Source organism: Nocardia sp. BSTN01 (assembly GCF_015354405.1).
Classification (GTDB): Bacteria; Actinomycetota; Actinomycetes; order Mycobacteriales; family Mycobacteriaceae; genus Nocardia.
Window position 1 is genome coordinate 21786 of sequence record NZ_JADKYP010000043.1, and the last position, 20630, is coordinate 42415.

Consider the following 20630-nt stretch of genomic DNA (forward strand, 5'->3'; position numbering starts at 1 on the left):
CCGGAGTCGGCCTCAGAACACGATCAGCGTGGTTCCGGCAACGATCGCCGCACGCATCTGCCCGAGGTCGAACGAGCCGGTGATCTGCGGGAGCTCGAGCCGGAACTCCACCCGGTCGCCGTGCCGGTCGGCACGCACGATGCGCACGTCGTTGGGCAGGTCCGCCAGCGTGACCGGCGCCACCGACACCCAGCGCCGCGGCACCCGAACGCCCGACCAGGCAGCCTGGTGGACCGCGATCGTGACGATGTTGTCGCTGATGGCGGCGTCGACCAGGGCCTGAAATTTACGGGTGCGATGGCGCGCGCTGATCAATCCGCTCGGATGCACCGCGAACCCCCAGTCCAGCCGCTTCTCGTTGAGCCACTCGACCAGCGCCGCGGTGGTCACGGTGCCGATGACGTCGAGTCCGGCGGTGCGCACCTTCGTCGGGACGCCGGGAATCAGTCGCACTCCGTGCGCGATCACCGTCATCTCCTCGATCGGATGTCCGTTCCAGCGCAGCTCGGTCAGCACCGTCTTGGTCTGGAAGTGGGCGCCGCGGCGGCGCACCTTGAGGGTCTGCAGAATCGCGGTCAGATCGTGGCCGAGCAGGGTGGCGGTGACCTCCCGACCGCCGAAGCGGCTCAGGATTCCCTCGCTGAGCAGCGTCATCAGCACATCCGGCATGAGCGCGGTGACCGTACCCGCCCCGAGATCCGCCACCGGGTCGAGCCATGCGGTGGTGAAAGCCGTCCACTGATCCAGCAACTCCGGGTCGAACAGCCGCCGGCCCAGGTCCACTGCCCGCAACGGCGACCAGGATTTGGGATCGAAATAGGTGGCCATGATTGCTTCGAGAGTACTGGCCGCCGGTGAATACGCGAGGTGGTGTCGATGACATTTCCCCGCGCGCGAGCCTAGGGATCGGCGGGTTCCGGTGCGGTGGGCTCCGGATCGGCGGGTTCGGATGCGGCGGGGTCGTTCAGCGTCGCGTGCATCAGGTAGACGTTGTAACTGTCCCAGGCCGACATCGTGAAGTAGAGGTCCTTCCCCGTCGACCAGGGATGGATGAAACCGCCGTAGGCCTTGGGGTAGTCGTTCGTATCGGCCAGCAGGGTGCCGTCGGTCCAGGATCCCTGCGGTTCGGTCGCGGTGCGCAGCACGATCGCGTGCCGAGCCGGGTCCAGGTACACCATCTGCCACTGCTTGCTCGACTCGTCGTAGCGCACCGACAGCTCGCCCGCGATGCCGGGAAGCAGCGGCGTGGCGTGGTTCTCCTGCGCGGGAGCCCAGGTGCCGTCGACCCAGTACTGATACGCGGACTTGTTCAGCACATCCTTCTTCGGCACCCGCGCCAAGCCGATCATGCCGATGCGGCCGTTGGGCGTGCCGAACATGTAGACGTAGTCGCCGTGCGGCACCATCGTCGCGACCTGGAAGCGATCGATGCCGAACATGTTGTCCCACTTGGCGTACTGATCCTTGACCCAGGTACTGCCGCCGTCGTCGGAGTAGGCCAGACCACCGTTGTTGGTCCACCACATCCCCGGGATCCTGCTCCAGTGATTGACCGACATGTAACTCATGTACTGCCGGTCGCCGAGGGCGAATCCGGAGGTGGGGATCACCGTGGTCTCGAAGTTCTTGATCTTGCGGCTGTTCAGCAGTTCGGCGGCGTGGCAGCGGCTGTCCTGCACCATGTCGTCGATGATCAGGCCCTTGGACAGGTCCCGTTCGGAGCTGAAGCCGAGCACATTCGATCGCCAGTCCGGCCCGCCGACCTGGCCGTACTCCCAGCCCTTGCCGAACGTGTCGCCGAATACCACCGCGACCTTGCCCGGTCCGGCCTCCCACATGATGCCGAGATCGGTCCCGTCGACCTGCCAGCGCATATCGGTGCGGTTGACCGAACCGTGGCCGGTCACCTGATTGACCAGCTTCACGTTCTCGACCGTGCGCGGCGCGGGTGCCGCCGCGACCGCGCCCGGGTCGGTCGACGGCCGCACCGGTGTCGGCGGCGTCTCCGGCGCCGGCGGTTCGCCGCCGGGGATGGGGATCGGAATCGGTTCGGGTTCGGGATTGATATTGATGTTCGGCAGATTGAACAGACCGGAATTCGAACCCGAGCCGGTGCCGGAGCCTGTGCCTGTGCCTGTGCCCGAGCCACTGTCGGAGCCGGAGGCCGAACCGGAGCCGGGTGCGGATTCGCCTGGCGCGGAAGGATCTTCGGCGGGCGGAGGTTTCGGTGTATCGCGAATGTCCGGGCACGGGTTGTGGCACGGGTCCGCGGGCAGGGGTTGCGGGACGATCCGGGTGTTGTCCGGCCGCGGGCCCGGTACGGGTACGGGCACGATCTCCGGCACCGGCACTGGGATGTCGATTCTCGGCGGAAGAATCGGCGGCGCAGGCGCATTCGGATCGGGCTGGCGGGCGAGTGGATCGAATCCCGTTTCGCCGCAGGCATTTTTCGGTGGCGGCGCCCACGGGGCGAGTTCGGCCGACGCGGGGACGGGGGCGAGTGTGCCGAACACCAGCAATCCGGTGACCGTGGGCGTGAAAATCGCCGAGGCGCAGCGCTTTCCGAGTCGGAGGGAGCCGTGCGCCACCGCCGTTCCGTCGGCAGCAGCTCTCCCCGTCGCGTTGTTCCCGAACACCGCACTCCTCGACTACCACTCGCACCGCTGGTGACATGCACTGTCAGTCACCGCATCAGCTGGGACCGAGCACAGCGGCTAACAATCTAACCGATCAGCCGGGATGCGTCTGCGAACGTCCGGAGCAACCGCGTGGCGTGCGCCGGCGGCTGTTGACCGCGATCGCCGCGATCCCCAGCGCGTACAGTCCGGCGCCGGCCGCCACCACGCCGAGGGAGCGGCCGTCGGCGGGAATGACCAGGGCGGTCAGGGCGACGGCGACGACGAACGTGATGTTGAAAATCGTGTCCTGCAGGGCGAATACCTGTCCGCGCCGAGCGTCGTCGACATCGATCTGCAGGGTGGCGTCGCCGGTCAGTTTCACCATCTGCCCGGCCAGGCCGAGCAGGAACGCGCCGGCCAGCAGCAGTTGATGGGCCCGATGTTCGGCGGCACCGGTGGCGACGGTGATCGGCGGGACCAGTGTCGCCTGCACCAGCAGCGCCGCCGACAATCCGGCGACCACCGTGCGCGGGCGCCCCAGCCGCGGAATCAGCAGCGGCGTCAGCACCGCGGCGGCCAGCATGCCCGCGGCGACCGCGGTGATCGCGACGCCGAAACCGACCAGTCCCGAACTCGCCGACATCCCGGATTCGTTGGGGCGGCGCAGGACCAGCACCATGAGCAGGGTGTTGGCGCCGAAGACGATGCGGTGGGTGCCGACGCCGATCATCGCGGTGGTGCAATCCCGCGATTCGGCGACCGCGCGGGCGCCGGTGCGCAGACCGGTCAGCACGGCGCGCACGGACTCGGCGGTCGCACCGCGGCCGGACGCACCGATGCGATGTTCGGGTCCGAGCTGATGGCGGGCGAAGCCGATCGCGGCCACCGCCGAGATCACCGACCCGCAGGCACTGGCCGCCACCGCCACCGCACCCGCGACGTCGCCCGCGCCCACCGCGCCGATGATCGCCACCGCGGCCGCGGCGCCCGCTCCGGCACATCCCGATGCCACCGTGGCCAGGACCGAATTCATCGGCACCAGCCAGCGTTGTTCGAGCACCCGCGGCAGCGACGCCGAGATCCCGGCCAGGACGAATCGGCTGATCCCGACCACCGCGAGCGCCAGCAGCAACAGCGGCGTATCGCGGATTCCGGCCCACAGCCCGACCGCGGTCACCACGATCAATACCGCCCGCAGCACGTTGGCGATCAGCAACACCATCCGGCGGTCCCAGCGGTCCAGCATCGCTCCGGCATACGGTCCGATCACCGAATACGGCAGCAGTAGTACCGCGAACCCGCCCGCGATGGCCAGCGGATCGGTGGCACGTTCGGGATTGAACAGAATCGCGCCCGACAGCGCCGCTTGAAACATTCCGTCGCCGAACTGTCCGGAGAACCGGATCAGCGCCAGCCGCGGCATTCCGGGCCGGCGGACGGCGGCGGCCACCGCGGCCCGCCGCGCAGCGTCGGGTCGCATTTCGGTTCACCTCCGGATCAATGTGCGGGGCCGGTGCACAGCCACGGTAGAATCTACCCGGCGGCCTCGACAGCAGCTCGAGAGGAGGACCCCCGTTGTCCACACTCACGACACCACACATTGATGTTCATCGCGCCGGCGATCGCATGAAAACCCGTGTGGCATGGCTGGATTCGAAGCATTCGTTCTCGTTCGGCGAGCATTACGATCCGGAGAACACCCATCACGGGCTGCTGCTGGTGAACAACGAGGACATCGTGTTGCCGGGCGAGGGATTCGAGACTCATCCGCATCGCGATATGGAAATTGTCACCTGGGTTCTGAACGGTTCTCTGGTGCATCAGGATTCGCTCGGGCATGCCGGTGTCATCTATCCCGGATTGGCGCAGCGAATGAGCGCGGGAACCGGAATTCTGCATTCGGAAAAGAATGATTCGTGGCGGCTGCCGCCCGAACAGGGCGGCACGTCTCCGCATTCCGAAGCGGTTCATTTCGTGCAGATGTGGGTAGTACCGGACGAGCCTGGAATTACTCCCGGATATCAGCAACTGGAAATCGACGACGAACTGGACCGCGGCGGCCTGATCACGGTCGCCACGGGTATGCCGCGCTATCGCGATCGCACCGCGATCGCGATCAGCAGCAGCCATTCCGCCCTGCACGTCGGGCGTATGCCCGGTGTGGCGGGAGCCGCCGCGGGGCAGGCGATCACCCTGCCCGAGGCGCCCTACCTGCATGTCTTCGTCGCCCGCGGCGAGGTCGAGATGGAGGGCGTCGGAACCCTCTACGAGGGCGATGCGGTGCGGATGACCCGCAGCGGCGGGCAGCGCATCGTCGCCGAGGTTCCGGCGGAGGTCCTGGTGTGGGAAATGCACGCACGTCTCGGCGGCCAATAGAGTCGGCAGACGCGGCCGTCGAGGGCCCGTGCGTTAGAGGAGAGGACAGCGATGACCGAGAATCCACCGCCCGGGAACTACCCCCCGCCGGAACCGTATCCGCAGTCGGGCGGCGAACCCGGACGCTCGGGCGAATATCCCGGCCGTTCCGGCGAATATCCGCAGCAACCGGGCCAGTATGCACAACAACCCGGTCAGTACGGCCAGCAGCCCGGACAGTATCCGGGTGGATATCCCCCACCGCCTCCGGGCGGTTATCCCGGTCCGCCGGGACAGGGCACGTGGGAACAGCCCAAGGGCAAGGGGCTGGCCATCACGGCGCTGGTCCTCGGCATCATCGCCCTGCTGACCTGCTGGACGGTGCTGGGCGGAATCCTGTTCGGCCTGGTCGCCCTGATCTTCGGCATCATCGCGACGGTGAAGGCGCGGCGCGGCACCGCGGCCGGGGGCGGGATGGCGATGGCCGGTCTCGTCCTGGGTCTGCTCGGTTTGATCGCCGGGATCGTGATCGCCGCCATCGGGGTCAACTTCTTCGTCAACAACGGCGGTAAGGATTTCCTCGACTGCGTGAACAAGGCCAACGGCGATCAGTCGAAGATCGACCAGTGCCAACGTGATTGGAATCAGACGCTGGAGAACAAGTACAGCGTGACCCTGAGTCCGCGGCCGACCTCCTGATCGCCGCGGGTCAGTACGGGTCCGGCCGGCACTGGCGGGTTGCGGTGAGTACCTCGGCCAGTTCCGGCCGGTAGTCGCTGTGCGGCGAGTCGATCCACACCCGGTATCCGGTGCGTTCGTCGGCCGGTGAGGGCAGCACGATGGTGGTGCCCGGGGCGACCAGTGCGGCGCAGCGATGAAACATATCGGACGCGATCGCGGCGTCGGTGGCCGATTCGTCGACGTGTCCGGTCAAGAAGGTCCAGCGTGCCGACCGCGGATGTCCGATGATCGGCCCGCGATGTCCGCGCACGGTGAGGTATTCGCGAATCGGAGCTCCGAGGGCGGCCGGCACGGTGATCGCGCCGACCGGGCCTATTTCCAACAGGATGCGACCTCGGACCGGTTCGACGATGCCGTAGAGCCCGTTCTCCTTGCGGTAGCGACGACAGCGGACCAGCGCTTCCTGGGTGACTGCGCGCGGCGCGGTGGTGATGGTGGTGATATTCGGTTCGATCGCGCCGGCCATCGGGTCGCGCGTGCTCATGGCGAACCTCGTCTCGTCGTCGAGTGCAGTGCCACCGATACGCAGACCGTATCGCCGTACAGTTGAAATGACAATAGTCAGCGGCGTGTCGCGGTGGCCGGCGTACTATCTGCCCGCATGGCCCCTACCTCGCCAGTGGTCGCCCGGTGGGAATTGGTCCGTCGCCTGCGCGAACTCCGCGAACAACGCGGCTTCGACTCGGCCGGCTTCGCTCGGGCGGTGGGCTTCACCCCAGCGAATTGGTCGCATGTCGAGAAGGGCCGCCGGGTGCTGACCGGCAACACGATCGGCCCGGTGCTGGATCTGCTGGCGGTCGGCGAGCGGGAACGGGCGGAACTGCTCGGCTTGCTGGCCGCCGGGAAAGAGCGCGGCTGGTGGACCCGCTCGGCTCTGATCGGCCCGGAACTGCAGCGCTACTACGGGATGGAATACGGCGCGGACAGTATTCGCAGCTACGACAGCCTCGTGGTCCCCGGCATGCTGCAGACGGAGGCCTATGCGCGGGCGCTGATCGCCGCCGATGTGATGATCCGCCCGGCGCAGGTCGAACAGCTGGTCGCGGTGCGGATGCGCCGCCGCAAGCGGTTGCACGGCCACGATCCCGTCGCCCTCACCGCCGTGGTCGGCGAGGCGACCCTGTTGCAGCAGGTCGGCGGTCAGGCAGTGCTGTGTGCGCAGTTGGAGTATCTGGCCGGCCTGTTGCGCACCAGGCCGAATGTGGACATCCGGGTCATCCCGTTCGCGGCGCCCGACGGCGCGATCCTCGGCGGGGCGAGTTTTCATCTGCTGGACTTCGCCTCAAAGTATCTGCCGACCTTCGGCTGGGCCGAGAGCGCGGTCTTCGGCGCACCGGTCGACAATCCCGACCAGGTGCACGACCTGGCGTTCGCATTCGTGCGAGCGCTCGATCAATCCCTCACTCGCACAGAATCATTGGCGCTGATCGAGAAATACGCAGCGGTGTAAACTCCGGCCCATGCCCACCCCCGCGAGGTATCGGCCGGAGGTCACACCCTGGTTCACCTCCACGCGCACCAACAACGGCAACCAGTGCGTCGAGGTCCGTTTCGACGGTGACGCGGTGCAGATCCGTGACAGCAAATACCGCCGCGATCCCGCGAACAGACCCGAGCTCGAGCCGATCATCACCGTCGACGCGCCCGCCTGGATGGCTTTCCTGCGCCGGGTCCTGCACGGTGACAGCGCGGGTGACCTGCACGTTCGCCCCGCGGCGGATGGTGGCGCGGTGCTGATCCACGACACCACCGCACTGTCGTTCACTCCCGGCGAGTGGCGGGCATTCCTGGCCGGCGCCCGGGACGGCGAATTCGACCGCATCCCGGCGGCGACCGCCGCACCGGGCTGAATGCGGCGGCGGCGCGACGCCGTCGTCGGCATACTGGAGGTCGTGACTTTCGACGTGACGACTCCCTCGGGCATCGATCTGACCTATCGCGACGACGCTGTGCGGGTACAGGACGACCTGTTCGCGCACGTCAACGGCAAATGGCTGGACACCTACGACATTCCCGCCGATCGCGCGGTCGACGGAGCGTTCCGCACCCTCTACGACCAGGCCGAACTGGACGTCAAGAAGATCATCCAGGACTTGGCGGCCGGAACCGTGGCCTCGGTGCCGGACGCGGAGGAGGCCCGCAAGATCGCCGACCTCTACAACAGCTTCATGGACGAGGAGGCGGTGGAGGCCGCCGCGCTCACCCCGATCGCCGCGGAACTGGGGGCGGTGCGCGGGGTGAAGGATCGCGGTGAACTCGCTGTGCTGCTGGGCCGGCTGCAGCGCACCGGTGTGGGCGGGGCGGTCGGCGCCTACGTCGATACCGACGACAAGAATTCGCAGCGCTATCTGGTCAACCTGACCCAGTCCGGGCTCGGCCTGCCGGACGAATCGTATTACCGCAACGACGATTACGCCGAGATCCGCACCAAATACGTCGAGCACATCCGGCGCATGTTCCAGCTGGCCGCGCTCGAGTACGATCCGCAGCGCGTCTTCGAGCTGGAGCGCAAACTGGCCGCGGGGCATTGGGATGTGGTGCGCCGCCGGGACGCCGAGTTGAGCTACAACCTCACCACGTTCGCCGACCTCGCCGCCGCGAACCCGGAATTCGACTGGACGGCGTGGACCGAGGAGCTGGCCGCGGGGGTCTCGGCCTCCGGCACCGAGTTGTTCGCCGAAGTCATCGTGCGCCAGCCCGATTACGCGCGTACCTTCGCGCAGCTGTGGGCTGCCGAGCCGCTCGAGGACTGGCAGGCGTGGGCGAGCTGGCGGGTGCTGCGGGCACGTGCGCCGTATCTGACCGCCGCGATCGTCGAGGAGAGTTTCGACTTCTACGGGCGCACCCTCACCGGCGCTCAGGAGAATCGCGAGCGCTGGAAGCGCGGCGTCTCGCTGGTGCAGGATCTGCTCGGCGAAGCGGTCGCGAAAATCTATGTCGCCGAACACTTCCCGCCCGAGGCGAAACAGCGGATGCAGGAGCTGGTGGCGAATCTGATCGAGGCCTACCGCCGCAACATCAGTGAACTGGAGTGGATGAGCCCGGAGACCCGGGAGGCCGCGCTCGCCAAGCTGGAGCGGTTCACCCCGAAGATCGGCTACCCCGATACCTGGCGCGACTATTCCGCGGTCCGCGTCGATCCCGCCGATCCGGTCGGCAACTACCGCAGTGGCTACGCCGCCGACCACGACCGCGATATGAACAAGCTCGGCGGCCCGGTCGACCGCGGCGAGTGGTTCATGACGCCGCAGACGGTGAACGCCTACTACAACCCGGGCATGAACGAGATCGTGTTCCCGGCGGCGATTCTGCAACCGCCGTTCTTCGACATGAACGCCGACGACGCCGCCAACTACGGCGGCATCGGTGCGGTGATCGGGCACGAGATCGGCCACGGCTTCGACGATCAGGGCAGCAAATACGACGGCGACGGCAATATGGTCGACTGGTGGACCGAAACCGATCGGTCCGAATTCGGTAAGCGCACCAAGGCGTTGATCGACCAGTACAACCAGTTCGAACCGAAGGCGCTGCCCGGCCACACCGTCAACGGCGAATTCACCATCGGCGAGAACATCGGTGACCTGGGTGGGCTCTCGATCGCGTTGGAGGCCTACAAGATCTCACTCGACGGCGCCGAGCCGCCGGTGATCGACGGATTGACCGGGCTGCAGCGAGTGTTCTTCGGCTGGGCGCAGGTGTGGCGGACGAAGGCCCGCGACGAGGAGGCGATCCGCCGGCTGGCCGTCGACCCGCATTCTCCGCCGGAGTTCCGGTGCAACGGCGTGGTCCGCAATTTGGACGGATTCCACGAGGCGTTCGCGGTCGAACCGGGTGACGCGTTGTACCTGGAACCCACCGAGCGCGTGCGGATCTGGTGACTACCGCGGCAGTTTCGGTTCGATCTGCCGGTCGTAGATGGTCTGCAGCCGATCGGTGATATCGGCGAAGGCCGACGTCACGTCCCGGTTCTGCAGTCCGATCTGTTCCAGCCCGGTGCCGATGATCTGATCGGCGCCGGGCAGGAACACCCGGGCGTAGTCCTGCGAACGAGTCAGCGGCAGCTGGTCGACGGCCGTCGCGAAATTGCGGTTGGCGGCGAGGAATTGCTGTTCCGACGGATCGTGGACCGCCGACTTGCGCACGGGGATATAGCCCGTCGCCTGTGAAAAATAGGCGGTGTTCACCGGATTCGTGATGAACTCGACGAAGCGCAGTGCGTTGGCCTTGCGCTGATCGGAGATGCGCGACGGAATCGCCAGTCCCGCACCACCGGTGGTGCATCCCGGCCCGTTCGGATGCGGCAGGAAGGCCGTGGCGAAGTCGAGTTTGCCCGCCGCATTGGCGACGATGCCCTTGATATCGCCGGTGGAGGTGATGGCCGAGCCCACCACGCCGGTGCCGAAATCCACGGCCAGCTGTGGGCGGATGGCGGCGTAGCGTGTGCGATTGATCATGTCGCGCAGGAAGTTTCCCGCCTCGATCGTGCGGGGATCGGAGAACTTCAGTGTCCACCGATCCGAGTAGGCCCCGCCGAAGGTCCAGTTCGGTCCTTGAAATGTCCAGGCCAGATAGTTCTTGGCATCACCCCAGCCGTGCGCCCACTTCCCCGCGCCGATGGCACGTTGCAGTTCGGGTCCCCATTCGTCGAATTCCTGCCAGCTCCGCGGACCGCGGTCGGGCAGTCCGGCGCGGGCCCACAGAGCACGGTTGTAGCAGAAGATCTGAGTCGAGCGCGCATACGGCAGCGCCCACAGCTTTCCGGCGAACCGGTAGTCGTCGACGAAGCTGTCGACGTAGTCCGCCAGCGGCACTCCGGCGGCCGCGATGTGCTCGTCGAGCGGTTCGATGGCCTTGTTCAACGCATAGTTGAACCACCAGACGTCCGAGAGCACAACGACATCCGGCAGGGCGCCGCCCGTCAGCGCGGCATTGAACTTCTGCGCCACCTCTTCGTAATTGCGCCCGGCGTCCACCAGCTTCACCGTCAGATCGGGATGCTGCGCGTGGAACCGGTTGATCAGCTCGGTTTCCTGATTCTTCGAGGTGCCCGGATGATTCGACCAGAAGATGATCGTATTCGGATCGCCGCCGACACCGGTGCTGCCACCCATCCCCGCACACGCAGACAGGGCCAGCCCGGCGGCCGCCGAGGTGGCGGTGAGAAATCCGCGACGGGTCAGTGTGCGTGGTCGGGTCACGGCACTCTCCTCGTGCGAATCATCCTTTGACGGCACCGGTGGTGAGTCCCTTGATCATGTGCCGCTGCAGCAGCACGAACACCACCAGAATCGGCAGCATGGTCAGCAGGGTTCCGGCCATCACCGGCCCCCAGTTGGTGACGCTGGGATTTTCGGTGTTCTGCAGCAGTGTCAAGCCGACGGGCAGGGTCGCGACGCCGGAGTCGTCGGCCATAAGGAACGGCCACAGATATTCGTTCCATTCGTTGACGAGCGTGACCACCGCGAACGCCACCATCGTCGGGCCGGACATGGGCAGTACCACCCGGATCAGCAGCTGCCACCAGTTCGCACCGTCGATGCGCGCGGCCTCGATCACCGAAACCGGCAGGGAGAGAAAGTGATTACGCATCAGAAAGGTGCCGAATGCCACCCCGCACAGCGGCACGATGATGCCCAGCAGCGTATTGCGCCACCCCACCTGGGCGATCAGCGCGTAGTTGGAGATCACGGTGATCTGGTTCGGCACCATCAGCGCGGCGATGATCGCGAGGAAGATCAGCGTCTTCCCCGGAAAGCGCAGGAAGACGAGCCCGTAGGCGCTGAAGACGCCGAGCGCGAATTTGACCGCGGACACGGCGGCGGTGACGATCAGCGAATTGCGGAGGAAGGTCCAGAACGGCAGCGTGGTCGTGGCCTCGCGGTAGTTCTCCGGATGCCACGTGCGCGGCCACCACACCGCCGGCTGAGTGTAGATATCGGGCCGCGCCTTGAACGAGGTGATCAGAATCCAGAACAGCGGCACCCCGACGACGATCAGTACGCACACCATCGCCGCGTAGCCGAAAACGGTGGCCAGCAGTCGTTTCCGTTGCCGGCCGCGGGTGGCGGGCGCTACCGTCGCGCTCGTCATTCGTCTCGATCCATCACTCGCACCTGGACCAGCGTGATGATCAGCAGCACCACGAACATGATCGTCGCGACCGTGGCACCGTATCCGGCGCGGAAATTCCGGAAGCTTTCCTGGTAGACCTGATAGACCATGGTCGTCGTACCGGTGCCCAGTGGCCCGCCGCGCGTCATCACATTGATGATGTCGAATACCTGCAGTGAATTCAGCATGACGGTGATCGACAGGAAGAACGTGGTGGGCCGCAGCTGCGGCAGCAGTACGCGGGTGAAGGTGGCCCACCGTCCGGCGCCGTCGATCGCGGCCGCTTCCAGCAGATCACGTTGCACACCCTGTAGCGCGGCCAGGTAGATGACGAAGGTGTAGCCCAGGTTCTTCCAGATGTAGGTCACCGTCACCATGAACAGTGCCCAGTGCGGTTCCTGATAGAAATCCGGCACATTCGCGATGCCGATGCGGTGCAGCAGATCCTGCACCAGGCCGAAGCCCGGATCGAAGATGAACTGGAACGCCACCCCGATCGCCGCGCCGGAGATCACGAACGGCGCGAAGATCACCGATCGAACCACGTTGCGGCCGAACAGTTTCCGATCGAGCAGTAGGGCCAGCCCGAGACCCAGCACCATACTGCCGCCGACCGCGAAGACGGTGAAGACGACGGTATTGCCGACGATCTGCCAGGTGTCCGCCCGCGTCCACCACTCGCGGTAGTTGCGCGCTCCGACGAAGTGCGCGAAGGGTTCGGCGAGATTCCAGTCGGTGAACGACAGCCGGATGTTGTCGATCAGCGGACGGTAGACGAACAGCCCGAGCAGCACCAGATTCGGCACGACCAGCACGAAGAACAGCCCGTAATCCCCCCACGGCCGCCGCCGTCCCCGGTTCAGCGGCAACACTCGCTCCGGCCGGCTCCGCACCGCCGCAGTCTGCCTGCCCCCAGCGAACGCCCGGAGAACCCCGGGCACCGAACCACTGAACTCTCGACCGGGCGTCGGATGATCATTCTCGGACACCCCGGCCATGAGCAGATCCTAGAAGTCCGACACCGCGACGGCCGCCATTTCCGCCAAACCCCGAGCCCGCCGTCACCACCCGAACACGGCAATGCCCGGCAAGCCACAGCGGCCACTTACCGCCGCCCCGCCAACCACATCTCGCGGCACTCACGGCCCGCAAAATACGCGCAGCGGCGGAGGAGCCTAGCTCCAGTCGCCCATACCGTCACCGGCGCTGAGGTTTCCGGTGGAGTTCGTCACCACCACGGGATCACCCTTCTGCGCGTTGTCGAAGAACCACTGGGCGTCCTCGGTGCTGACGTTCAGGCAGCCGTGGCTGGAGTCGGACACACCCTGCTGGGCGAGCGACCACGGGGCGGCGTGGACGAAGATGCCGCTGTTGGACAGCCGGGTCGCGTACTCGACCTCGAGCTTGTAGCCCTGCGGATCGGTGATCGGGACCCCGTAGGTCGAGGAGTCCATGATCATCTTCCGGTTCTTCTCCCCGACGTAGTAGGTGCCGTTGGGGGTTTCGTGGTCCTTCTTGCCCATCGAGGTCGGCATGGTCTTGATGACCTCACCGTTGCGGGTGACGGTGATCATGTGGGTCGCGTCGTCGGCGGTGGCGACGACCGCGTCGCCCACCTTGTAGGCGACCTTGGTGCCGCCGGCCTCGACGGTGATGTCGGAGTTGGCGGGCCAGAACTCCTCCGGCCGCCACCGCACCTGCTTGTCACCGCGCCAGTAGAAGTGGCCGTGGGTGGCATTGCTGGAGGTGATCCGGATGGCCTTCTCCGCCGCGGCGTGGTCGCCGACGGGATCCTTGAAGTTGATGATGATGGGCTGCGCGACGCCGACCACGTCGCCGTCGCCGGGGCTGATGCTCGGCGCGGCGAAATTCGCCTGCGGCAGCGGCGGCGGGTTCTTCACCGGCGCGGCACCGGGTTCGGGCTGCGGCGCCTGCACGACGGCCGGAGCGCCGGGAACATCGGGCCCTCCGGGCCACAGCGGTGCTGCCGAGGCGGGCGCCATGGCGATGGCACCGGCGGCGGTAACCGCCAAGGAGGTCGCCGCGAGGGCTAACAGGCCGGTCCGCTTGGACAGGCTGGTCTCGTCCCGAACGGGCTTCCGACAGGTTGTGGTGCGCACAGCCGTTTCGTCCTCTCCCACCTACATCGCGCGCCACGGCGCACAGGAATATTCGCGCGCGGGTGCGCGAACGGTCTATCAGGCCCCGGCCCGGCATCCATTACTACATCTCTCGCGGGCATCGGCCAATTGCGTTCCGCCAGTTATGAAGTCCGCGCCCCACCTGTGTGATCCGTCACCGTGGGTGAGTGGCGTAGTGGTGACAGGGTGAAAGTCCCGTTCGCATCGGCGAGTCGGGTTCGAGGTCCGGGTGGGTGGATAAGAGCCGGATCGATACCCAGCAAACCTCATTGTGAGACAAATCACTTCACGGATGGCGGATTCCCTCCACCGTGAAGCGGATACCGCGATGCGGACCGGTCGCGATGTTGTGCGGCACCGAGCGCGGAATTCGGCCATGCCGATACCGCGGGAGCAGCGACAACTCGACCCGACTCACGATGGTGGCGAGCGCGATTCGCAATTCGTAGTCGGCCAGGGTGGCGCCGAGACAGCGGCGATGGCCGCCGCCGTAGGGCAGGTATTCGAACGGTCCGTACCGGCGGTCCAGGAACCGCTCCGGCCGGAACCGCTCGGGCTCGTCCCAGGTTTCGGGATCCGAATGCACGAGCGGAATCGCGACCCCCATCGTGTCCCCCTCGGCCAGTTCCACCCCGCAAACCGTGTGCGGGCCGGTGAGCCGCCGCAGCACGATCGGCACCGGCGGATGCAGTCGCAAAGTCTCCTGGCACACCGCATTCAGATACGGAAGACCGGCCAGCTCCCCGGGATCGGCGTCGGGCCCCGCGGAACTCACTTCGGCGCGCAGCCGGGCCAGCGCGCCGGGGTCGCGGTGCAACCGGAACAGCGCCCACACCAGACTCGTGGCCGTGGTCTCGTGACCGGCCACCAGCAGCGTGCGCAGTTGTTCGCGCAGATCGGCATCGCTCACCCCGCTGCCGTCCTCGTAGCGGGCGGTCGACAGCACACCGAGCGCACCGTCACCGGGCGTGCCGGTCTCCCGCCGTGCGGCGATATCGGCGTCGAGCAGCGCGTCCAGCCCGGTGCGCGCCCGCACGAATCGGTCCCACGGCGACACACCGAATGCACTGTGCCGCAACGCGGGAACGAGCATCAGCGGCCCGGTGAAGGCGGTGAGGAATTCGCCGACCGCGGCGGTGTAGGTGTCGCGCCGGCGTGGATCGTCGGCGCCGAAGATCAGTGTGAGGATCACCCGCAGCGTCAGCGCCCGCGCCGCCGCCCGCGCATCGATCACCGTTCCCGGCAGCCACGCGGGACCGGCGCCGGCGCCGCCGAGTTCGTCGCGGGTGCTGTCCCGAATTACCGTGCCGTACTGCGCAATTCGCGCGCGATGAAATGCGGGCGTCAGCACCGTGCGATCATTGCGATGACGCTGATCACGGGCGAGTATCAATGAGGCCGAACCGATAAGCGGTTCAATGGGATTCGGTTGCGGCGGATGCAGAATTCCGATCGGCGACCGGAGAAATTCCTTCGTGCCGCCCGGTGTCCCCGTGAACAATACCGCGCCGAATCCCGGGAAGCGGACCAGAAACGGATCGCCGTCGTGCGCGCGGCGCAGCCGGAAGTACCGATCGAAATCGATTCCGGCCGCCAGCGCGTGCGCCGCGACCCACCGCGGTTGCCGGGGCACGGCCCGTTCGCCGGAAATCTGCGGGAGGCGATGCCGGCCTGCTGTTGCTGCGCGCATACCCAGCACACGAAGCAGCCACGGCCCGGGTTCGATGCGGTCCGTGCCCCGTCAGCCGAGTGCCGCGCGGGCCTCCGCGGCCAATCGGGCCAGCCGCCCGTCGCCGATCGTGTTCAGCGAATTACCCAGGCGATTGGTGACGAAGGCGACCGACATGCCCGATTCCGGATCGGCGAACGCACCGGAACCACCCACGCCGTAATGGCCGAACGCCCGGCGCAGCGGGCGACGCGAGGCGATCGGCGGCCGGTGGTATCCCAGAGTGAACGGCACGGGTACGCCGATGACGTAGTCGCGATGTTCGCTGCGTTGCACGTGATTGACGTTCTCGATGGTTTCCGGGCGCAGCAGTGGTTCGCTCCAGGTCCGGTCGGGCAGCAGCACCCGGCCCTCGTTCGCCAGGGCGCCGTACATCCGGGCCAGGGCACGAGCGGAGAACACCCCGTTGAAGCCGGGCATCACCGCGTCGTGCACGCGCGGATCGCCGACCAGTACATCGAAGCCCGCCGGCATCCCGGCCTCGGCGATCGCGCCGACCGTGCGGCTGCGGGCGATCACCTTCGAGGCGGTATCCCAGCGCAGCCCGGGAATACGCAACCGCGGGAAGGTGCGGGCGATGCGGTAGCGCTCGGATTCGGGCACCCGGTACCAGAACTCCTCGGTCTGCAGCGGTTCGGCGATCTCGTGCCGCAACACCTCGGTGAACGGCTCGCCGGTCGCCCGCTGCACGATCTCGGCGACCAGCCAGCCGAAGGTCACCGCGTGATATCCCGACCCCTGTAACCGCCGTGGATCCGGTTCGGCCGCGGCCAGCGCCGCGATCATCGCGTCGTAATCGAGGATGCCGTCGGCATCGGTGGCCAGGCCGCGCACCTTGTGCAGTCCGGCGCGATGGGAGAGCACCTCGTGGACGGTGATGTCCTGCTTGCCGTTCGCGGCGAATTCCGGCCAGTATTCGGCCACCGGGGCGTCGTAATCGACCAGCCCGCGTTCGGCGATTCGATGCAGCACCGTGGTGACCACACCCTTACCGGTGGAAAAGCTCAGGGCCACCGTGTCGGACTGCCAGCGCTGATCCGGCGCCGACCAGCCCGCCCACACATCGACGACGGGCCGCCCGTGCAGGAAGACCGCGAACGCGCCGCCGCCCCGGTTGGGCCGTGGGAACAGCCGGAAGAAATGGTGCACGACCGGCACGAATCGTGGGTCGATGACCATCTGCGGTGCGTCGTTGGTATCGGCGGCCCCCGCCACCTGCGCCGCTTCCACCTCGGCTGCCTGCCGCGAACGTGCCGAATCCACCTGTGAAGACCTCCTGCCGCCGCGTCGCCGCGGCGTCGTTACGCCTACCTGCCAGGGTAGGTGAGCCCCTGAACCGTGCTCAGTGCGCGGCCGCGACCCGCCACAACCCGAACGGCGTTGCCAGACAGACCGCGCCGGTTCGGGAATCCCAGGCCAGCGCCGCCGAGCCGAGGCAGACGGTGCTGCGCTCACCCGAAATCACTTGCGCCTGTGAACCGTTCATCGCGAACGAGAGCCCGATCCGGCCGGGAACGGGCTCCGGAGCGAGGGAGGTGAAGGCGAAGGCATCGGGCCCCATCCCGACCGCGACCGGCAGACCGGCCGCGCCCTCGCTGGCCCCGATCCCGCCCCCGGCGCCCAGGCCGAGGGCCAGCGCACCCGCGGTTGCCTTGGCATAGCCGACGCCGTCGATTCCCGCCGATCGGGCATGACCGGAATCATCGCCCGTAGCACGGCATGCCGTGGTCTCGGCGATGATCGTGATATCGCGGTTGCGGTCGGCGTCGCAGTGCACGGTGGTTGCCGAGGCGGTGCCGGTGGCCCAGCACACGACGGCCCCGGCCGCGACGGCCCAACCTGTGATCGCGCTCATCACCTTCACGGAGTGCTCCTTTCGGGCCGGCAATCCTCACCATATCCGGATCCCGCGGCGGCCGACCCGATCCGCGCCGCGCGGCCGGCCCCGCCCCGGGCACGGAAAACGGGCGGCGACTCGGATGTGATACCCGAATCGCCGCCCGTTACAAGGGTTGTCGTGCCGCTGATCAGATCGGCGCGTAGCCCGCCCCCGCGCCGCCGCGCGCATTCATGTCGTTGACGATCGCCGACATGTTGGTGCCCACCTCGGGCCCGAAGCAGGCCACCGCCAGATAGGCGTTCACCATGCCGACCAGGGTGGTGCCGATCACGACGGGGGCGCCGGAGTCGCCCTCGACGACACACATCTCGGCCCAGGTCTCGTCGGTCTGGAAGATGTCGCCGAAGGCCAGGCCGCACGTATTGCCGGTGGTCCGGCCTTCCTTACAGACGATGCTGGGGAACTGGGCCGGTGCCCCGACGTTGGTGATCGTCACGTTGCCGATCCGATTGACCGGAGTGACGTGGCCCGGATCGAATTGGATGACCGCGTAGTCGAGGTCGTGATTGGAGTAGACGAAATGTCCGATCACGCCGGCGCCGCGGTCCTGTTCGGACCACACCTCCGAACCCGCCTCGCCGCAGTGACCGGCGGTCAGGCCCACCAGGCGGCCACCGGCGTCGTGGCCGATGGTCGTGACGGTGCACTCGAACTGGTTGTCGATGATGATTCCCGAGCCGCCGCCGATCACCGGCGATCCGGGACCGGCTTGCGCGACCCCCGCGCCCGTCCCGAGCAGCGCCGCGCCCAGAGCTACGGCGAAGGCGGCATGAGCCGCCCTGACGAGTGTGTTGAACATTTCCCTCCAGACGTCGGAAGTCCGCACGATATCAGCCTTGTCGGACTACATCCTTGCAGTTCTCGGGCCCGAGTGCGCCCGGTATGGCCATGCAGTTTGCTGGATCGATGCCGTGGCCACGCGACGACACGTACGAGGCCGACGAGATGCGACACCTGCTTGCGACGACCGCTCTTTCGCGGGCACTCGCTATAGGCTTTCGTCAGTATTCGGGGCAAATCTTAATAACGAGAATTTCAATCCGATAAAAGGGGTGTCGGATCCCGAGTTGGACATTCGATCAGGAAGCTAGAACATGTTCTAGGAAATGGTCGTGTTCATTGTGATCGATACCAGCCTGGTGGGCCCGATCACAGGTCCGGAACCAACGTGATCTGGGTCTATGACGACAGCCACACTTTGTGCTGTGTTTTTCCTAACTCCGTAGTAAGGTGCCTCAAGCGAAACAGTCGTCGGGGCGGGTAACCGGCGTCGAGAGGGGTAGCCAGTGCAAGTCACCAACGGTCCGGACGGGTCGGGGGCAATTAGTTCACCATCGAGAATGAGTGTCGCGGCGGACTGGACGAAGGCGTACTGGCAGGATCACCCCAAGCGGTCCCTCGAGACCTTCGGTCGACAGATCACGATGGGCTTCTCCGCGGTCGCGGAACTGTTCGTCGCCATCTTCCGTCGTCGCTTCCCGTTCGGTGAATTCGTCCGGCAGTGCGCATTCATGGCAAGTGTCGCCGCCGCGCCCACCTTGCTGGTCGCAATTCCGATCGGCGTCATCGTCTCCATTCAGGTGGGTTCGGTCGCGCAGCAGGTCGGCGCCACCTCGTTCATCGGCGCGGCCAACGGTCTGGGCATCATTCAGCAGGGCGCGCCGCTGGTCACCTCGCTGATGATCGCCGGCGCCGTCGGCTCGGCGATCTGCGCCGACCTCGGCTCCCGCACCATCCGCGAGGAAATCGACGCCATGAAGGTCATGGGCGTCGACCCGATGCGCCGGCTCGTGGCTCCCCGGCTCGGCGCCGCCATGCTGGTGTCGGTGCTGCTGTGCGGATTCGTGATCTTCGTCGGCTTCCTGACCGGCTACATCTTCAACATCTTCGCTCAGAACGGCACCCCCGGCTCCTATATCGGCACGTTCGCGTCGTTCGCGGTGACCAGCGATTTGCTGGTGGCGTTGATCAAATCCCTGATCTTCGGCCTGCTGGCCGCGATCATCGCGTGTGATTCGGGCTTGAACACCCGCGGCGGCCCGGGCGGTGTCGCTAACTCGGTCAACACCGCCGTGGTGTTGTCCGCGCTGATGCTGTTCGGCACGAATCTGATCATCACGCAGATCTACAACGCCCTGTTCCCCCCACAGATGGTTTGAGCCGGTGTCGTCAACTTATGTTCCGCCGCTACTGCGGCCTCTGCAGCGGATCCGCAGCTCCGCCGGCGCCCCGCGGGACTGGCTCGCGCGGGTCGGTCATCAAGTCTTCTTCTTCCTGCGCTCGATCGGCTCGATGCCGTTGGCGCTCAAGCACTATCCGAAGGAAGTCTGGCGGCTGCTCTCGGACGTCACCTGGGGTAACGGCAGTCTGATCGTCGGTGGTGGCACCATCGGCGTAGTCCTGATCCTCAGCGCCTTCGGCGGTATGACCGTCGCCATCCAGGGTTACACCTCGCTGAACCTGCTCGGCCTGAGCCCGCTGACCGGTGCGATCTCCGCCTTCGCGACCACCCGTGAGCTCGGGCCCATGCTCGCCACCCTCGCCTTCGCCGCACAGGCCGGCTGCCGCTTCACCGCCCAGCTGGGTTCGATGCGCATCGCCGAGGAGATCGACGCGCTGGAATCGCAGGCGATCCGGCCGCTGCCCTATCTGGTCAGCACCCGGATGATCGCCGCGATGATCGCGATCGTGCCCCTGTACTGCCTGGCGCTGCCGGTCGCCTACCTGTCGTGTTCCATCACGGTCGGGTTCATCGGCGGCACGGCGTCGGGCACCTTCCAGCACTACTTCTATCAATTCCTGGTACCGCACGACGTGCTGTGGTCGTTGCTGAAAGCCATTCTCTTCGTGGCGATCACGACCTTCATCCAGTGCTACTACGGCTTCTTCGCCTCGGGCGGTCCCGAGGGTGTCGGTGTGGCCGCGGGCCGGGCGATCAAGCTCTGCATCATCGCGGTCGTCTTCGCCGACCTGTTCATGACGCTGGCGATCTGGGGCGTGAACCCGGGCATCAGGATCTCGGGATAGAGGGG

Annotated in this window: 19 protein-coding genes; 7 read left to right on the plus strand and 12 right to left on the minus strand. The window is 66.6% G+C overall.

Going from position 1 to position 20630, the window contains the following annotated elements; genetic code table 11:
- Positions 1-12: 12 nt before the first annotated feature.
- The 3 genes from IRT45_RS26665 to IRT45_RS26675 form a co-directional block, all read right to left on the minus strand.
- Positions 13-828, minus strand: a complete 816-nt coding sequence (locus tag IRT45_RS26665; protein ID WP_194808613.1) for a hypothetical protein — start codon at positions 826-828, stop codon at positions 13-15.
- 71 nt (positions 829-899) lie between these two features.
- Positions 900-2543 carry a DUF4185 domain-containing protein gene (locus IRT45_RS26670; protein ID WP_194808644.1) on the minus strand — a complete coding sequence of 548 codons (1644 nt, stop codon included), beginning with the start codon at positions 2541-2543 and terminating at the stop codon, positions 900-902.
- 187 nt (positions 2544-2730) lie between these two features.
- On the minus strand, positions 2731-4098 hold the full coding sequence (locus IRT45_RS26675) for a hypothetical protein (protein WP_194808614.1): 1368 nt from the start codon (positions 4096-4098) through the stop codon (positions 2731-2733).
- Between the two features lie 95 nt (positions 4099-4193).
- Between IRT45_RS26675 and IRT45_RS26680 the strand changes: the two genes are divergently transcribed.
- Complete coding sequence (locus IRT45_RS26680) at positions 4194-4994, plus strand: pirin-like bicupin family protein (RefSeq protein ID WP_194808615.1); 801 nt, start codon at positions 4194-4196, stop codon at positions 4992-4994.
- Positions 4995-5045: 51 nt separating this feature from the next.
- The gene (locus IRT45_RS26685) at positions 5046-5672 is read left to right on the plus strand and encodes a DUF4190 domain-containing protein (RefSeq protein WP_194808616.1); all 627 of its coding nucleotides are present in this window, start codon (positions 5046-5048) and stop codon (positions 5670-5672) included.
- Between the two features lie 10 nt (positions 5673-5682).
- Here the strand turns inward: IRT45_RS26685 and IRT45_RS26690 are convergent, their stop codons facing one another.
- Entirely contained in the window at positions 5683-6198 is a 516-nt protein-coding gene (locus IRT45_RS26690; RefSeq protein ID WP_036507404.1) for a hypothetical protein, read from the minus strand.
- Between the two features lie 117 nt (positions 6199-6315).
- On the opposite strand from IRT45_RS26690, the gene IRT45_RS26695 reads away from it, so the two are divergent.
- Genes IRT45_RS26695 through IRT45_RS26705 form a run of 3 tightly spaced genes read left to right on the plus strand, consistent with a single transcriptional unit; the run spans position 6316 to position 9595 of the window.
- A complete protein-coding gene (locus IRT45_RS26695) occupies positions 6316-7164 on the plus strand; it encodes a DUF5753 domain-containing protein (RefSeq protein ID WP_194808617.1) in 849 nt (282 codons plus the stop codon).
- A gap of 10 nt (positions 7165-7174) precedes the next feature.
- Positions 7175-7564, plus strand: a complete 390-nt coding sequence (locus IRT45_RS26700) for a DUF397 domain-containing protein (protein ID WP_194808618.1) — start codon at positions 7175-7177, stop codon at positions 7562-7564.
- The gene (locus tag IRT45_RS26705; protein ID WP_194808619.1) at positions 7565-9595 is read left to right on the plus strand and encodes a M13-type metalloendopeptidase; all 2031 of its coding nucleotides are present in this window, start codon (positions 7565-7567) and stop codon (positions 9593-9595) included.
- Here IRT45_RS26705 and IRT45_RS26710 read toward each other — a convergent pair whose 3' ends face one another.
- The 8 genes from IRT45_RS26710 to IRT45_RS26745 all read right to left on the minus strand — a co-directional run bounded on the left by IRT45_RS26710 (position 9596) and on the right by IRT45_RS26745 (position 18397).
- Entirely contained in the window at positions 9596-10915 is a 1320-nt protein-coding gene (locus IRT45_RS26710; protein WP_309241163.1) for an ABC transporter substrate-binding protein, read from the minus strand.
- A gap of 19 nt (positions 10916-10934) precedes the next feature.
- Positions 10935-11807: a carbohydrate ABC transporter permease gene (locus IRT45_RS26715; RefSeq protein ID WP_194808620.1), complete on the minus strand. Its 873-nt coding sequence runs from the start codon at positions 11805-11807 to the stop codon at positions 10935-10937.
- The gene (locus tag IRT45_RS26720) at positions 11804-12721 is read right to left on the minus strand and encodes a carbohydrate ABC transporter permease (protein WP_375540158.1); all 918 of its coding nucleotides are present in this window, start codon (positions 12719-12721) and stop codon (positions 11804-11806) included. Before IRT45_RS26720 ends, IRT45_RS26715 begins: the two co-directional genes overlap by 4 nt.
- 282 nt (positions 12722-13003) lie before the next feature.
- The gene (locus tag IRT45_RS26725) at positions 13004-13903 is read right to left on the minus strand and encodes a L,D-transpeptidase (RefSeq protein ID WP_375540159.1); all 900 of its coding nucleotides are present in this window, start codon (positions 13901-13903) and stop codon (positions 13004-13006) included.
- A 352-nt stretch (positions 13904-14255) separates the two neighbouring features.
- A complete protein-coding gene (locus IRT45_RS26730; RefSeq protein WP_194808622.1) occupies positions 14256-15659 on the minus strand; it encodes a cytochrome P450 in 1404 nt (467 codons plus the stop codon).
- A gap of 51 nt (positions 15660-15710) precedes the next feature.
- Positions 15711-16877 carry a serine hydrolase domain-containing protein gene (locus tag IRT45_RS26735; protein WP_194808647.1) on the minus strand — a complete coding sequence of 389 codons (1167 nt, stop codon included), beginning with the start codon at positions 16875-16877 and terminating at the stop codon, positions 15711-15713.
- Between the two features lie 163 nt (positions 16878-17040).
- Complete coding sequence (locus IRT45_RS26740) at positions 17041-17553, minus strand: DUF6764 family protein (protein WP_228535192.1); 513 nt, start codon at positions 17551-17553, stop codon at positions 17041-17043.
- Positions 17554-17725: 172 nt separating this feature from the next.
- Complete coding sequence (locus IRT45_RS26745; protein WP_194808624.1) at positions 17726-18397, minus strand: serine protease; 672 nt, start codon at positions 18395-18397, stop codon at positions 17726-17728.
- 541 nt (positions 18398-18938) lie between these two features.
- On the opposite strand from IRT45_RS26745, the gene IRT45_RS26750 reads away from it, so the two are divergent.
- Both IRT45_RS26750 and IRT45_RS26755 read left to right on the plus strand, forming a co-directional pair.
- Positions 18939-19757 (plus strand): ABC transporter permease, encoded by an 819-nt coding sequence (locus tag IRT45_RS26750; RefSeq protein WP_194808625.1) that lies wholly within the window; start codon positions 18939-18941, stop codon positions 19755-19757.
- Positions 19758-19761: 4 nt separating this feature from the next.
- Positions 19762-20625, plus strand: coding sequence for an ABC transporter permease (locus IRT45_RS26755; protein WP_030514081.1), 864 nt, complete (start codon positions 19762-19764; stop codon positions 20623-20625).
- The last annotated feature ends 5 nt before the right edge of the window (positions 20626-20630 follow it).

Excerpts from the sequence above, each read along its gene's own strand:
- IRT45_RS26665 (WP_194808613.1), bottom strand. The coding sequence starts at position 828 with ATGGCCACCTATTTCGATCCCAAATCCTGGTCGCCGTTGCGGGCAGTG.
- IRT45_RS26675 (WP_194808614.1), bottom strand. The coding sequence starts at position 4,098 with ATGCGACCCGACGCTGCGCGGCGGGCCGCGGTGGCCGCCGCCGTCCGC.
- IRT45_RS26685 (WP_194808616.1), top strand. The coding sequence starts at position 5,046 with ATGACCGAGAATCCACCGCCCGGGAACTACCCCCCGCCGGAACCGTAT.
- IRT45_RS26690 (WP_036507404.1), bottom strand. The coding sequence starts at position 6,198 with ATGAGCACGCGCGACCCGATGGCCGGCGCGATCGAACCGAATATCACC.
- IRT45_RS26695 (WP_194808617.1), top strand. The coding sequence starts at position 6,316 with ATGGCCCCTACCTCGCCAGTGGTCGCCCGGTGGGAATTGGTCCGTCGC.
- IRT45_RS26700 (WP_194808618.1), top strand. The coding sequence starts at position 7,175 with ATGCCCACCCCCGCGAGGTATCGGCCGGAGGTCACACCCTGGTTCACC.
- IRT45_RS26705 (WP_194808619.1), top strand. The coding sequence starts at position 7,565 with ATGCGGCGGCGGCGCGACGCCGTCGTCGGCATACTGGAGGTCGTGACT.
- IRT45_RS26715 (WP_194808620.1), bottom strand. The coding sequence starts at position 11,807 with ATGACGAGCGCGACGGTAGCGCCCGCCACCCGCGGCCGGCAACGGAAA.
- IRT45_RS26730 (WP_194808622.1), bottom strand. The coding sequence starts at position 15,659 with ATGCGCGCAGCAACAGCAGGCCGGCATCGCCTCCCGCAGATTTCCGGC.
- IRT45_RS26735 (WP_194808647.1), bottom strand. The coding sequence starts at position 16,877 with ATGGTCATCGACCCACGATTCGTGCCGGTCGTGCACCATTTCTTCCGG.
- IRT45_RS26740 (WP_228535192.1), bottom strand. The coding sequence starts at position 17,553 with ATGAGCGCGATCACAGGTTGGGCCGTCGCGGCCGGGGCCGTCGTGTGC.
- IRT45_RS26745 (WP_194808624.1), bottom strand. The coding sequence starts at position 18,397 with ATGTTCAACACACTCGTCAGGGCGGCTCATGCCGCCTTCGCCGTAGCT.
- IRT45_RS26750 (WP_194808625.1), top strand. The coding sequence starts at position 18,939 with ATGAGTGTCGCGGCGGACTGGACGAAGGCGTACTGGCAGGATCACCCC.